This is a genomic window from Pristimantibacillus sp. PTI5, from assembly GCF_048572955.1.
Classification (GTDB): Bacteria; Bacillota; Bacilli; order Paenibacillales; family Paenibacillaceae; genus Pristimantibacillus.
Map to the genome: position 1 here is coordinate 5,048,359 of NZ_CP183886.1, position 14,380 is coordinate 5,062,738.

The following is a 14,380-nucleotide window of genomic DNA, read 5'->3' on the forward strand; positions in this document are numbered from 1 at the left end:
TTTTTTTGCAAAAGTTAGTTTTTTTCGTCGGAGTAGCAGGCACAGGCAAAACAACCGTAGCTAGGAAGCTATCAGAACGTATCCCCGCTGCATTTCTTGACCGCGATACGATTGGCGGCAGATTTGTAGAGGCGATCTTGGAGCTGAACGGGCTGGACAAGAGAGACCGGGATTCTGAATATTATAAAAAACATTTGCGTGATTTGGAGTACGATACGGCGAAGGACGTATGTATTGAAAATCTGGCAGCAGGACAAAACGTGTTTATGATTTCGCCATTCACAGCAGAGTTGAAAAATAAGCGGTGGATTGAAGAGGTTGTCGGCGCAGCCGGTTTGTCGATGCAGGCGGTTGACATCAAAGTCGTTGTCGTAACGCTGCAGGACATGGAGCTTCAAAAAAATCGTATCGTCGGCCGTCAAACGGAACGCGATCAATGGAAGCTGGATAACTGGGGCGATTTTGAGAAGCGCGTTGAATTCGTGCCTCAGATCAACTGGGACATTCCCGGCTCCTCGATTTTGATATTTGATAATAGCGGTGAGCTTACGGAAGAGAAGTCGGAGCAATTATACGAATTCGTGCAAGAGAATCAGGCGACAATGCCAGTGTAACCCGGCAATCATATAGATGGACATGCAAAAGGGCTGTTCCAAGAGGTGTCAGACATATCTCAAGGAGCAGCCCTTTTTGTGCTGCAAACGGGAACAGAGCAAGACTGTGGCTATACGGATTCAAAATAGGCCGTAAGCTGTTGGCGGAAAGCTTTTGCAGCAGCGTTCAATTCACGTGATTTATGCGTAACCATGCCGTGTGTGACCGTCATTTCATGCGCAAGAGGCAGGGGCAGCAGCGTGCCTGCGGCTACTTCCGACTCGACGTTCGATTCGGGCAAAAAAGCGATGCCCATCCCGCAGCTCACGGTTTGCTTGATCAGCTCGGTGCTTGGGAAGGACAGCTGCTCGGCGATTCCAATCTCCATATTCCGCAGCAGATCGCGGCCTTTGACATGGTAAATGCACTGATCGCCAAAGCTGATAAACGCGGAATCGTCTAATGAACGCCAGCCCTGCTGCTCAAAACCTTCTTCCAAGGCGGGAGCGCAGACCAGCACCAGCTTTTCTTCGACTAAGGGGCTGAATAAAAGGTCATCGCGCTCAGGCGGCTTCGGCACGATGCCTAGATCAGCCCGGTGGTTGGCGACCAGGTCGGTGATATCGTTATGAAGCCCTGGTGCCATGTGGAGCTTGACCTTTGTGAACCGCTTGAGAAAGCCGTTTAGGAAATGAGGAAGATGAGATACGGCAAACGACTCTAAGGCTCCTATCCTTACGATGCCCGAAGGCGAATCCGTGTCAGCCAGAGCATCCTGAAGCGATTGCCCGAGGCTGATGAATTGGTAGGCAAACGGGGCAAGCTGCATCCCAGCTTCAGTAGGTTCGACGCCGCGCGGCAACCGGTGAAACAGCTTTTTCCCGCTTGTTGTTTCTAGATGGCGGATATGCGAGGTTACGGTCGATTGAACGTAGCCTAACCGGTCCGCTGCCCGGCTGAAGCTCTTTTCTTCCAACACGGCGGTAAACGTAATAAAAAATCTTCCTTCCCATGACTCCAGCAACTAGCTTCACCTCTATGGTATCGGATATTGAAATACATATCATCGCAAACATTCAATATTCAAATGGATATCTCTATGTTAGCATGAGATCACATAAAGGGAAATGAGGTATTGTCTATGGGAAATATAAAGAGTCTGAAGCCTCTTGCAGCAGCAATTGGCGGGACAATGGCGATAGCACTTTTGCTGCTGGTAGGCGACGCTGCATCGATATCGCTGTTAATGGCCCCTTTCGGAGCAAGCTGCGTCATTGCTTTCGTGCTGCCGGAGAGCCCGCTCGCAAAGCCTAGAAGCATCATTGGCGGACATATGATCAGCGCGGGCGTAGGGCTTGCCATGCTTGAACTATTCGGGACGCAGCATTGGTCAATCGCGCTTTCCGTCGGTTTTTCCATTCTGCTGATGCAGTGGACGCGTACCGTTCATCCGCCGGCGGGCGCAAATCCGATCGTCGTCATGCTGAACGGAGCGGGTTGGCCGTTTCTAATTACGCCTGTCCTGCTTGGAGCCATAATCATTGCAGGCGCTGCCTACGTTTATCGCAGGCTGCTGGCAGCTAAAGGAGCAGCGGTGAAGCAAGCTGAAAGAAACTAGGCCAAATCGCATACCTGTGATCGAAAACATGTTAATATAGGTACCGCGATAACATGTACGGGACGAGGAGTTACTTCATGAAATCATTCATTATTGCTGTCTTTACATTCATCTTACCCCTAATTTTTCAAATGCCGGACTACACTCCGGGATACTCCGTTTCTTATGATAAAATCGACGGCGTAGGCGCCGTTGCGAGTATACCGGATACTTATCATCCATTGAAGAAAAATAAGTTTGTTGTATTTTTCCACGGGAACTCAGGTCCGGCTAAGATGCTTTGTGACCATGAATACGTGAAATCCATAAACGTCGCTCTGCTGGATGCCGGCTATGTCGTTATCGGTTCGGATTATTCGCTTATTCAAAATTGGGGGAATCCGCAATCGGTTAAAGAAACCGAGAGCATGATCGAATATTATAAAGAAAAAACGCCATGACGCATCGGATAATAAAACCCAAAGCAGTGATCGGGCTGTTTCCTGCCATTAATTTGCGGTACCTGCAAGAAAATAAGTTTATAGATCAAATTGATTTGGCCTACGGTATTACTTATGGCGATAAACCCGGGAACAAGCTGGATGGATACGACCCGTTAAACGATAATGACGGAAATCTATTTAAAAACGTTCCATTTAAATTTTGGAGTTCCAAAGAAGATACGGTCATTGAGCACCGGTACCATACGGAAGCATTTCAAAAGAAAATAAATGAGATCGGAGGGCATGTGGAGGTTATAGAGGTTAACGGGGAACATGGCGATATTTCTCACTACCGTCCCAAAGACGTCGTTGATTTTTTTGATCAATATTAAAATGAAAGAGCCTATCGCGGGATAGGCTCTTTTTGTTCCTAACGATGGAAATATTCATCGGATAAAAGCATAATAACCGGATTAAAGAGAAAAACCCGCCAGATCCCTTTATCTCAAGGGCTTAGCGGGTTTATGTAAAAAATGCTTTGTTTCGATTTAATGGCGTCCCGGAAGAGATTCGAACTCCCGACCGACGCCTTAGAAGGGCGTTGCTCTATCCAGCTGAGCTACCGGGACACAAGAAATAATATAGCACATGCGAATATTTTATTGCAAGCCTAATTTCGAATTTATCTTCTTTTTCTGTAAAAAACAATAAAAAAACATTTTAAAACGGCCGGTAAACGACATTAGTTTTTTCTTTTGACCGTACATGGTATAATCGAACGCAAGATTGTAAGTATGAACAAACGGCGTGACCATAAGGCGGTGTTATCATTACAACTCCCAATGACACACAAGGCGACAACAAGGACAACGTTTATTTGTTCCCTAGCATGCTGGACCATTATCAGGTACAGTTAACCCGTATGCTAGAAGCGGAGCAATATGGGGAGGCCAAGGAGTTGCTGCGCTTTTTGCTGCAATGCCAGGGTGAGGATGCTCGCCATTACGAAGAGTGGGACAGCCTTCTGACATGGCTCGACATGGCTTTCCCTGAGGATGGAAACGGTGACGGCGCTGGATTCATCATGGCTGATCAGGATAAGGAAGAGGACGAGGCGACCTTGCGCGAGCAGCTTCTTAATCCTCCCGACCAGGATGAGGCTTACGTGAACCAAGTGCTCTACATCATGCAGAACCATCCGATGATCGACCAGCAAATACTGGCTCTTGAACGCGCCGCCTATATTCAATCTCCGGATTTGAATGAGACCATCAAGAATTGGCTGGTTACCCAGCAGGTTCATCCAGTCGTGCAGTTCAAGGCCCTGCAATGCCTGCGCAAACGGGGCGCTTCCGGAACGATTACACTGGAGAGGTTAGGGGAAACGGCTGAACTCGAGCTGGAAGATACGCCTCTATCCATGGATGAATTTCCGACTCCGGTTATTCGGATTTTAGAGCGAACGGAGCAGGTGGCGGAGGTCGATGATCCAACATTGCCGCATTTTGCAAGAGAGTTATGGAAAGAAAGTTTACAGTTTTTGTATGGTACGGCTGCTTATCATTGGATGCTGAGAGAAGACGAGGACACGGTCGATTATTTTGCGGCTGCGCTGCATTTAACGCTGCTTCTTACCGTTTACGGCTCGGCGAACGATGACGATATTCGTGATACATACGGCATTACCGAAGGTTTAAGATTCCGTTATGAGCAAGCATGCAAGGCTTTGAGACAGGTTGCTGTCCTGCAGCAATCCAGAGAAGACGATCCAGAGTCTTGATAATCTGGCCCAGCTTGTTTATAATAGAATGGTTTATGAAACGTGAATACTACTGATGCATGAGCATTTTCGGAGGGGAAGGCATAAAATGAAAGCAACTTGGGAAAAAATAGACAAGAACATCGTGTCGATCGACGTGGAGGTAGGGGCGGAGAAAGTCGCTGATGCTCTTGATCAAGCATTTAAGAAAGTCGTTCAAAAAGTAAACGTACCTGGATTCCGTAAAGGTAAAGTGCCGCGCGGCATTTTCGAATCCCGTTTTGGTATCGAGAGCCTGTACCAGGATGCAATTGACATTCTGCTGCCTGACGCTTATACCGAAGCTGTTAACGAGCACAATCTTGAGCCGGTTGACCGTCCTGAGATCGATGTTGAGCAATTCGCAAAAGGCGAAACGTTCAAATTCAAAGCAAAAGTTATCGTTAAGCCGGAAGTTACGCTTGGCGAATACAAAGGCTTGGAAGTTGAATCCGTTGTAGCAGAAGTTACGGAAGAGGAAATTGCGGCTGAACTTGAGCGTCTGCAACAGCGTCATGCTGAGCTTTCCGTAGTTGAAGAAGGCGCTGCGCAAAACGGCGACATCACCGTTATCGATTTCGACGGCTATGTAGACGGCGAACCATTCGAAGGCGGAGCAAGCGAGCGTTATTCGCTGGAGCTTGGTTCCAACTCCTTTATCCCAGGCTTTGAAGAGCAAGTAGCCGGCATGCAAATCGGCGATTTCAAGGACATCGAAGTAACGTTCCCTGAAAGCTACCACGCTGAGCACCTTGCAGGCAAACCTGCTGTATTCAAAGTGAAGCTGCATGAAATCAAACGCAAAAACCTGCCAGCTCTTGATGATGAGTTTGCAAAAGACGTTAGCGAATTCGATACTCTTGAAGAGTACAAGCAGGATCTTGTAGCCAAACTGCAAGAGCGCAAAAACCAAGAGGGCGAGCAAGCTCGCGAAATCGCGGTTGTTGACAAAGCTACTGCAGCGGCAGACGTTGAAATTCCTGAGCCGATGATCGTTTCCGAAACGGACTACATGATCAAAGACTTTGAGAACCGTCTAAAAATGCAAGGCATGAACATGGACCTATACTTCCAGTTCTCCGGCCAAAACGAAACGGTACTTCGCGAGCAAATGCGTACAGACGCACAAAAACGCGTTCTTAACAACCTTGTGCTTGATGCCATTGCAAAAGCTGAAGGTATTGCCGCGAATGACGAGGATCTGAACGAAGAGCTTGAGAAGCTGTCCAAATCGTACAACCGTCCTTCCGAGGAGCTTCGTGAGATTTTCACGAAAAACGGTAACCTTAACAGCCTGCAAGAAGATATTGCACTTCGTAAAACAATTAAGTTCTTGCTTGATAACAGCAAAGCTATTTAATAAGCCATATACGAAAAAATTAAATAATAGCAAGACCCAGGATAAGGCACGTCATTGGTACGTGCCTTATTTTGACCCTACATATGAAATTGTGCTTGTTTTGGAGGCTAATCTCCGTACATATCGAACGGCCGTCGCCGTATAATGTATTATTGGAAAAATGACATCAATACGATGACGTGTTACAATAAGTAAGTAACCAAAGTCATAAACGAAAAGAGGTTGGTCGCATGAATCTAGTACCGATCGTAGTCGAACAAACGAATCGCGGGGAGCGTTCTTACGATATCTACTCCCGTCTACTGAAGGACCGCATTATTTTCCTTGGGAGCGCAATCGATGATGACGTTGCAAACTCCATCATTGCACAGCTGCTGTTTCTGGCGGCCGACGACCCAGAGAAAGACATACATCTGTACATTAACTCTCCCGGCGGCTCCGTGACTGCGGGAATGGGTATTTTTGATACGATGCAATATATTAAGCCTGAGGTGTCCACGATTTGCATGGGCATGGCAGCAAGCATGGGCTCGCTTCTCTTGACAGCGGGCGCGAAGGGCAAGCGTTTTGCGCTTCCTAACGCAGAGGTTATGATCCATCAACCGCTTGGCGGCGTACGCGGCCAGGCATCCGATATCAAGATCCATGCGGATTGGATTTTGAAAACGAAACAAAAGCTAAACCAAATTTACGTAGATCGCACCGGACAGCCTTATGACAAAATCGACCGCGATACCGACCGTGACAATTTCATGAGCGCGGAAGAGGCTCTTGCCTACGGTTTGATTGACAAGGTGATTACAGCACCGGTATCGACGATTTAATCGAAGGGGTGATTACATGTTTAAATTCAACGACGAAAAAGGCCAGTTAAAGTGTTCGTTCTGCGGCAAATCGCAGGATCAAGTTCGTAAATTGGTTGCCGGTCCCGGCGTCTATATATGCGATGAATGTATCGAGCTGTGCACTGAAATTGTTGAGGAAGAACTCGGCAATGAGGAAGAGCTTGATCTTAAGGATATTCCGAAACCGAAAGATATCCGGGCCATCCTGGATTCTTATGTCATCGGTCAAGAATTTGCGAAAAAATCGCTGTCTGTAGCGGTATATAACCATTACAAACGGATTAATTCCGGAAGCAAAATCGAAGACGTCGAACTGCAAAAAAGTAATATTTTGCTATTAGGTCCTACGGGATCAGGCAAAACCCTGCTTGCGCAAACGATGGCAAAGATTTTGAATGTTCCTTTCGCAATTGCGGATGCAACCTCGCTTACAGAAGCAGGTTATGTCGGTGAGGACGTTGAGAATATCTTGCTCAAGCTCATTCAGGCTGCTGACTACGATGTGGAAAAAGCAGAGCGCGGCATTATCTATATCGATGAAATCGATAAAGTAGCCCGCAAATCGGAAAACCCGTCTATTACGCGCGATGTATCAGGCGAGGGCGTTCAACAAGCGCTTCTGAAAATATTGGAAGGCACAGTGGCTTCCGTTCCTCCGCAAGGCGGACGCAAGCATCCTCACCAAGAGTTTATCCAAATCGATACAACGAACATTTTGTTCATTTGCGGCGGCGCGTTCGACGGGCTGGAGTCTTTGATCAAACGTCGTATCGGTAAGAAGGTCATCGGCTTTAGCTCCACAGGCGAATTGCAGAAGGATCTGAAAGCTGGCGAATACCTCACGATGGTACTGCCGGAGGATTTGCTGAAATTCGGACTCATTCCGGAGTTTGTCGGACGTTTGCCTATTATCTCGACGCTTGAGCCGCTAGATGAGCCGGCACTTGTTCGGATTTTGTCCGAACCGAAGAACGCGCTTGTGAAGCAGTATCAAAAGTTGCTTGAAATGGACAATGTGAAGCTTGATTTCGAACCGGCTGCGCTCGATGCCATTGCGAAAGAAGCGATTAAGCGCAACACCGGCGCCCGCGGATTACGCGCGATCATCGAAAGCATTATGCTTGAAGTCATGTACGAGGTGCCATCACGCGATGATCTAAGTACTTGTCTGATTACGGAGCAAACGGTTCAAGAGAAGATCATGCCTGAGCTGACTGCTAAGAAGAGCAAGAAAAAAGAAGAGAGCGCGTAAGCTAGCGTTCAAAATAGAAGGGCTATGAGCCTAAGCGCTACGCTTAGCTTATAGCCTTCCGCGTAACGAGCTTTTGTCGCCAATGACGGCTTTGCCGTTTACGCTTGACTACCGTCATTGTCTCCACCCAGCCGAGCGGCTGTATTGCCGCCAGTCAAAGGGTGGACTTTGACGTTCATGGGAGAGATAAGCTTATGTACTTGCGTCAAGATACAGTGGCGGTTAAAGTCGGTAATCTAACGATTGGCGGCAGTAACGAAGTCATTATTCAAAGTATGTGCACCACTAAGACAGCTGACGTGGAAGCGACCGTTGCAGAAATCTTGGGACTTGAGGAAGCTGGCTGTCAGCTTGTTCGGGTTACGGTCAATAACAAGGAAGCAGCCGAAGCCATCAAAGAGATTAAAAAACGCATTCATATTCCACTTGTAGCAGATATCCATTTTGATTACCGTTTGGCGCTGCTTGCCATCGAGAACGGCATTGATAAGGTCCGGATTAATCCGGGCAATATCGGACGCCGCGAACGGGTTGAAGCGGTCGTAAAGGCCTGTAAGGAAAAAGGAATCCCGATCCGCATTGGCGTCAATGCCGGCTCTCTAGAAAATCATTTGCTAGAGAAATACGGGTATCCTACGCCGGAGGCGATGGTTGAGAGCGCGCTTTTCCATATTGGGATTTTGGAAGAGCTTGATTTTCACGACATCATCGTGTCGCTCAAAGCTTCCGATGTTCCGATGGCCATTGCAGCTTACTCGATGGCAGCTAAGGTGATTAAATATCCGCTCCACTTGGGCATTACGGAGGCAGGTACACTGCATACGGGCACGATCAAGAGCTCGGCCGGTATCGGTGCACTGCTTGCTTTAGGCATTGGCAACACGCTGCGGATCAGCCTGAGCGCCGATACGGTGGAAGAGGTTAAGGTTGCCCGCGAGCTTCTCAAAACCTTTGGACTCATTACGAATGCCGCAACGCTTGTCTCTTGTCCTACCTGCGGCCGTCTGGACATCGATTTGTTCTCCATCGCTAACGAGGTAGAGGATTACATTTCAAAAATCAAGGTGCCGATTAAGGTATCTGTCCTTGGCTGCGCGGTCAACGGTCCCGGCGAGGCACGGGAAGCCGATATCGGAATTGCCGGAGCGAGAGGCGAAGGGATGCTTTTCCGTTATGGAGAGCTGATTCGCAAAGTGCCGGAGGCTGAACTGCTGAATGAGTTGAAGAAAGAAATTGATGAAATCGTACGCGTGTTTGAAGCGACTGGAGAAATCCCGGGCCGGAAGCATCATACGCCTGCTTAACCGATAATAAGGCTTATTTACGTCAGTTATTGACGTGAATAAGCCTTTTTTTATTGCAAATTTGTCTGGCTGGCGGCCACGTTTCCAGAAGGCGCATAATTTTCGGGAAATAAGGAAAAATATTGGTTACACGATTCAGGAGCAGAGGCGGGGGTGAATTTGGAGCGTATCAGTCTAAATCAGCTTGGATCCTTGATTGTATTGTTTTTAATCGGCAGCTCTTCGTTGTTTTATCTGGCGAGCGACGCTTCCAGGGATGCTTGGCTGGCCGTTATTGTGGGAATGCTATGCGGTTTACTCCTGCTTTGGGGGGTGAATTTAGCCTTGTACCGCTTGATGCCGCAAAGAAATCTTATTGAGATTATTTTCGAATTGCTGGGAAGACCCCTTGGCTACATCGTATCTATCGCTTATGTATTGTATTTCTGTTACAAATCGATTCGGAATGTTAGAGAGTTTGGCGATTTAATGATCATGTATTTGCTTCCGCAGACTCCCTTGACTGTGCTGATTATCTTTGTCTGCTTATTGTCCGCCTATACCGTTTTTCATGGCGTTGATGTTTTATTTCGAATGGCGGAGGCCATACTGCCTCTCGTAATAATTATTTACCTTATTCTCTTTCTGCTTTTGACAGGCTCGGGTTTGCTGCATTTCGAGAATTTAACGCCAATACTCGAAGATGGCTTCAAGCCCGTGTGGGATGCAGCGTTTCCGGAGCTGATTTCTTTCCCTTTCGGCGAGATTATTTTGTTTTTAATGTTTTGGAAATATACGGAGCCTACAGGAGGCATGGTGAGCTTTACCATAAAATGTTTCTTGTTTTCGGGTTTGTTCATTACCTTCACCAATATGTTCATTTTGGCAGGCTTAGGGAGTCTTGCGGGGACGGTTACGATTCCCTTGATGCAGATGACGAACCACATGGAGTTCGCCCGATTTTTGGAACGAATAGATCCGCTGGTCGCGCTGCTTCTCTTTACCGGAGTGTTTTTTAAGCTAACCGCCTATTATTTTGGCGCAGTGCTGGCTTTGTCACAAATTATGAAACGGCAGAGCAAATACATTATCGTATTTGTCGGGGCGATTATTTTTTGGGGATCGTTTATGTTTAGAAACTATATGGAGCAGGTGTGGTTCGGCTTTCAATACAATGTAAAATACCATTTCCCGATCTTTCAGATTTTGGTGCCCATGCTGCTGCTCGCGCTGGCAATGATCAAAAAGAGATGGAGTGAAAAGGTGCGAATAGAATGAATGAAGAAATAAAAACGGGAATGGACACCGATGACAAAGACCGGAAGCGTTTGTCCGCCGATTTGGAAATGAATATTAAAATGGTAACCGATGAGCTCGGCACAGAGCCGGATATCATTATTAGACACTTACATATGTTTAAAAGCAGTAAAGCTGCTCTCTTATATATTGCAGGCATGACGGATGCAAGTGCAGTTAATTTGCTGGTAATGAGCATGATTACCGAGCCTCCGCTCGGCAGCGGTGACGGACTGGAGGAATCTCCTTTTCAGAGCTTACTCTACCGATCTCTCGCAATTGGCGGTATCCACAAGATCGATCGTTTAGATGAAGTATTGCTTGCTATGCTTGAAGGCAATACGGTTGTGCTGCTTGATGGCTCTAACGAAGCGGTTGCTGCCTTTACATGCGGCGTGGAAAAACGGTCAGTCGAAGAGCCAAGCACGCAAACCGTTGTTCGCGGACCGAAGGAAGGCTTCACGGAGACGCTCCACATCAACACGGCGCTTATTCGCAATAAAATAAAATCGACTAATCTTTGTATGGAGTACAGAATTATCGGGCATCAAACCCGAACGACCGTTGCCCTGGTTTTCATGAAAGGAATCGCTGATGAAAAAGTATTGGAGGAAGTGCGCAGGAGACTGGATTTAATCGACACGGACAGTATTTTAGAGAGCGGATATATTGAAGAGTTTATTCAAGACAAAACCTTCACCCCGTTTCCGCTGCTTCAAAATTCCGAGCGGCCAGATGCGATTGCCGCCGGCTTGCTTGAGGGGCAGTTTGCCATCGTGGTAGATGGTACGCCGTTCGTTCTGCTTGCTCCCGTTACGTTTGTTAAGTTTTTTCAATCCAGCGAGGATTATTACCAGCGCTATGATATCTCGACTTTTTTGAGAATCATTCGGTTTTTTTCTTTTTTAGCTTCGATGCTTCTGCCATCGATTTATATTGCGATCACGACCTTCCATCAGGAAATGCTGCCGACCCAGCTGTTAATCAGCATCGCTGCGCAGCGGGAGGGCGTACCGTTTCCCGCTTTAGTTGAAGCGATGATCATGGAGATAACATTTGAAATTTTACGCGAAGCCGGCGTAAGGATGCCGCGGATCATCGGTCCGGCCATTTCGATCGTCGGCGCGCTCGTGCTCGGTCAATCCGCAGTACAGGCCGGGCTTATTTCCGCAGCGATGGTTATCGTTGTTTCGTTCACCGCCATTGCCAGCTTCGTTATTCCATCCATCAATATGGGCACGGCTGCCCGGCTCATTCGTTTTTTATTGATGATTCTTGCTGGCTCCTTCGGCGTATTTGGCATTCTAGCAGGGCTGATGATGATTCTGACCCATTTATCGTCGCTTCGCTCCTTTGGGGTTCCTTATTTGACGCCGATCTCGCCGCTCAAGACCAGTAATTTGAAGGATGTTTTCATACGCGTTCCATGGTGGGCCATGAAGAAACGCCCTAGCTTAGATAATAAAGCGGGAACAGTACGACAGGGGACGCCAAGCAGCATATCAGACCATGCGGCTGCACGATCGGAGAAAGGCGGTGAAGGGCAATGACGCAGCGGATAACGAATTTACAGGCCATCGCAATCATTGTATTTGCGATCGTCCCCAGCTCCTTGCTCTATGTTCCCAGCTTTGTCATTCAAATCTCTAAGCAGGATGGCTGGATATCCGTGCTGCTCACGATGGCGGTCTCGCTTCTGCTGTCGTGCGTGATTGGATATATATGCCGGGAAGGTGAAAGAAGGCCGCTACTGGAGTGGCTTCAAAGCCGGTTTGGAAAAGGAATTGCAACGGTTATCGGGCTTGTTTTATGCTGCTATTATTTCGTTACGGCGGCCGTTGTCGTAAGACAATTTTCCAATTTCATGTCCGAACAAACATTGCAGACTACACCTATTTTTATGCTGGCGGCGATTATTGTGCTTGTATCGGGATTTACCGCGTCGCAAGGGCAGGAAACGTTGGCCCGCGTGATTTTTGTTGTGTTCTTGGTTTTTATGCTTTCTTTAGGAGTAAATTTATTTCTCATATGGTGGCAGTTTGATTTGCAGCAATTTCTTCCGATTATAGAGAGCTCGGCCAATCAGTATATCGCCTCGGGCTTCATGCCCCTAGGCTGCCTTTCCGGAACGGCCGTGCTTTTGTTGTTTTTGCCGTTTCTGGAGAATACCGCATCCGCGGTAAAGATTGCGGTCTGGGGAACCGTGATATCCGGCTTGCTCTTTACCCTGGTAACGGCGGTTACGATAGCGGTTTTTGGAACCGAAATTATCAGTGCTATGTCCTATCCTGCATTTGCGGCTATCGGTACGGTTGAAATCGGGCAATTTATCGAAAGAATCGACGTATTGCTGGTATCCGCTTGGACGGCCTCCATGTTCGCGCAGGTTTCGATTTTTATGTACGGCTTCTTCCAGCTGGCTTTTCAAACCTTCAAGCTAAAGGCCCATTTCAGCCATTACGCAGCCGGCGGCATAGGTATACTTGCAACGGCGCTGTTTGCCTGGCCTAACAGTCTCGTCGTAACCGAATTCAGCTATACGACGCTGACCATTTATTTCTTGTTGAACAATTATACGATTTGCTTGCTGATCTGGTGCGGTCTCCGGTGGACGCGGCATAAGGCAAGACCGAGCGAGGGGAGGGTATGAGAATTGCGCGCAGGTTTGGTTTGCCGCTTACGATAACACTGTGCATGCTGATGCTCTCAGGCTGCTGGAGCAGGATTGAATTAAATGAGTTGGCCATTACGTCAGCTACCTCAATCGACAGGAAGGGCGAGGAATGGCTGGTATCCTTCCAAGTGCTTATTCCTTCCGCCATCTCATCCGGGATCGGGATTATGGGCGGCGGCGGCGGCGCTCCGGTTAACGTTTATTCGACGGTTGGGAAAACGATAAAGGAAGCGAACTCGCGCAGTTTTTTTGAGAGCCCCCGCAAGCTTTATTTTGCCCATAACCGTGTCATCGTCATTAGCGAGGAGACCGCGCGTCGCGGCATAAATCCGATATTGGATGTCTATTTGAGAAATACCGATGCCCGGGAAACGGTCGACGTATTGGTTACTTCCGGCAGCGCCCGCAAAATTTTGGAGCAAATGATGCAAATTCAGAAAATTTCCGGCGACGGCATTCGGGAGATCAATCACCTGGAATCCATGTATACCTCCGTTCTGCCGGAAGTGAAGCTGTTCCAGCTGGCCATGAATCTGTCCAGCGATTCAGCGAGCGCCCTGCTGCCAGAGGTATTCTTGTCAGGCAAGTCGGATGTATCTTCGCTGCAAGTGTTCGAAAGCACGACATTGCCGGCAAAAATCAAGCTGGGCAGAGCCGCAGTGATCAAAAAGGACAAGATGGTCGGCTGGTTGTCCCGGAAAGAGGCGCTCGGCGTAGCTTTTTTGCGTAACGACATTAAAAAAACTTTATTGACCTATGCATGCCCAGAGGAAAAAAATAAGCATTTAACGATTCAATTGGGAACATCAGAAACGAAATTGAAGCCTTCATTAACGGATGGCAAATTGAATGTGAAGGTGGACATAAAAGGCAAAGCGGTGCTGACGCAATCAGACTGCAGCTCAATGGATTTATATAAACCGGAAATCGTAGCCGAGCTTGAGAATGCAGCAGAACAGGAAATTCTTCGTTATACGGATGCCGGTTGGAGGGCCTCGCAACGTTTGAAGACGGATGCCGTGGGCTTCGCGGATATGGCGCACCGCAAATACCGAAAGCAGTGGCGGACATGGAAGAAGGACTGGGACAGCGTTTTCTCCGAAATCGAAATCAAAGTGGCTGCCGATGTTACGCTGCTCAATGTGGGATTAAGCAATCAGCCGTTAAATGTCAATAATTTACGTGAGGGCAAAAAGTAAAAAGGGGGGCGTGTCATAACTTTTGTCACAGTTATAATG

Annotated in this window: 14 protein-coding genes and 1 tRNA gene; 13 read left to right on the forward strand and 2 right to left on the reverse strand. The window is 47.8% G+C overall.

The annotated features are described in order from the left end of the window. Window positions 1–5 precede the first annotated feature (5 nt). A complete protein-coding gene (locus ACN6MW_RS22565; RefSeq protein ID WP_419872157.1) occupies window positions 6–614 on the forward strand; it encodes an AAA family ATPase in 609 nt (202 codons plus the stop codon). Window positions 615–724: 110 nt separating this feature from the next. On the opposite strand, the gene ACN6MW_RS22570 is transcribed toward ACN6MW_RS22565, so the two are convergent. Further along, window positions 725–1,618: a LysR family transcriptional regulator gene (locus ACN6MW_RS22570; RefSeq protein ID WP_419872158.1), complete on the reverse strand. Its 894-nt coding sequence runs from the start codon at window positions 1,616–1,618 to the stop codon at window positions 725–727. A 117-nt stretch (window positions 1,619–1,735) separates the two neighbouring features. Here ACN6MW_RS22570 and ACN6MW_RS22575 point away from each other — a divergent pair, with 117 nt between their 5' ends. From ACN6MW_RS22575 to ACN6MW_RS22585, 3 genes are all read left to right on the forward strand, one after another. Next, entirely contained in the window at window positions 1,736–2,212 is a 477-nt protein-coding gene (locus tag ACN6MW_RS22575; RefSeq protein WP_419872159.1) for an HPP family protein, read from the forward strand. A gap of 77 nt (window positions 2,213–2,289) precedes the next feature. Then, window positions 2,290–2,652 (forward strand): hypothetical protein, encoded by a 363-nt coding sequence (locus tag ACN6MW_RS22580; RefSeq protein WP_419872160.1) that lies wholly within the window; start codon window positions 2,290–2,292, stop codon window positions 2,650–2,652. After that, window positions 2,649–3,026, forward strand: a complete 378-nt coding sequence (locus ACN6MW_RS22585) for a hypothetical protein (protein WP_419872161.1) — start codon at window positions 2,649–2,651, stop codon at window positions 3,024–3,026. The genes ACN6MW_RS22580 and ACN6MW_RS22585 overlap by 4 nt, the downstream gene beginning before the upstream one ends. A gap of 160 nt (window positions 3,027–3,186) precedes the next feature. Here the strand turns inward: ACN6MW_RS22585 and ACN6MW_RS22590 are convergent. Next, window positions 3,187–3,263 (reverse strand) — tRNA-Arg (locus tag ACN6MW_RS22590). Window positions 3,264–3,592: 329 nt separating this feature from the next. Here ACN6MW_RS22590 and ACN6MW_RS22595 point away from each other — a divergent pair. The 9 genes from ACN6MW_RS22595 to ACN6MW_RS22635 all read left to right on the forward strand — a co-directional run bounded on the left by ACN6MW_RS22595 (window position 3,593) and on the right by ACN6MW_RS22635 (window position 14,341). After that, entirely contained in the window at window positions 3,593–4,414 is an 822-nt protein-coding gene (locus ACN6MW_RS22595; protein ID WP_419872162.1) for a hypothetical protein, read from the forward strand. Window positions 4,415–4,502: 88 nt separating this feature from the next. Then, complete coding sequence (gene tig / locus ACN6MW_RS22600) at window positions 4,503–5,792, forward strand: trigger factor (RefSeq protein ID WP_419872163.1); 1,290 nt, start codon at window positions 4,503–4,505, stop codon at window positions 5,790–5,792. 230 nt (window positions 5,793–6,022) lie between these two features. After that, window positions 6,023–6,616: an ATP-dependent Clp endopeptidase proteolytic subunit ClpP gene (gene clpP, locus ACN6MW_RS22605; protein ID WP_139991008.1), complete on the forward strand. Its 594-nt coding sequence runs from the start codon at window positions 6,023–6,025 to the stop codon at window positions 6,614–6,616. Window positions 6,617–6,632: 16 nt separating this feature from the next. After that, window positions 6,633–7,889, forward strand: coding sequence for an ATP-dependent protease ATP-binding subunit ClpX (clpX, locus tag ACN6MW_RS22610; RefSeq protein WP_076271649.1), 1,257 nt, complete (start codon window positions 6,633–6,635; stop codon window positions 7,887–7,889). 194 nt (window positions 7,890–8,083) lie between these two features. Next, window positions 8,084–9,193 carry a flavodoxin-dependent (E)-4-hydroxy-3-methylbut-2-enyl-diphosphate synthase gene (gene ispG / locus ACN6MW_RS22615; protein WP_419872164.1) on the forward strand — a complete coding sequence of 370 codons (1,110 nt, stop codon included), beginning with the start codon at window positions 8,084–8,086 and terminating at the stop codon, window positions 9,191–9,193. Between the two features lie 153 nt (window positions 9,194–9,346). Then, window positions 9,347–10,450 carry a GerAB/ArcD/ProY family transporter gene (locus ACN6MW_RS22620; RefSeq protein ID WP_419872165.1) on the forward strand — a complete coding sequence of 368 codons (1,104 nt, stop codon included), beginning with the start codon at window positions 9,347–9,349 and terminating at the stop codon, window positions 10,448–10,450. Further along, a complete protein-coding gene (locus ACN6MW_RS22625; RefSeq protein ID WP_419872166.1) occupies window positions 10,447–12,018 on the forward strand; it encodes a spore germination protein in 1,572 nt (523 codons plus the stop codon). The genes ACN6MW_RS22620 and ACN6MW_RS22625 overlap by 4 nt, the downstream gene beginning before the upstream one ends. After that, window positions 12,015–13,118 (forward strand): GerAB/ArcD/ProY family transporter, encoded by a 1,104-nt coding sequence (locus tag ACN6MW_RS22630; protein WP_419872167.1) that lies wholly within the window; start codon window positions 12,015–12,017, stop codon window positions 13,116–13,118. The genes ACN6MW_RS22625 and ACN6MW_RS22630 overlap by 4 nt, the downstream gene beginning before the upstream one ends. Further along, window positions 13,115–14,341 carry a Ger(x)C family spore germination protein gene (locus ACN6MW_RS22635; RefSeq protein WP_419872168.1) on the forward strand — a complete coding sequence of 409 codons (1,227 nt, stop codon included), beginning with the start codon at window positions 13,115–13,117 and terminating at the stop codon, window positions 14,339–14,341. Before ACN6MW_RS22630 ends, ACN6MW_RS22635 begins: the two co-directional genes overlap by 4 nt. Window positions 14,342–14,380: the final 39 nt, after the last annotated feature.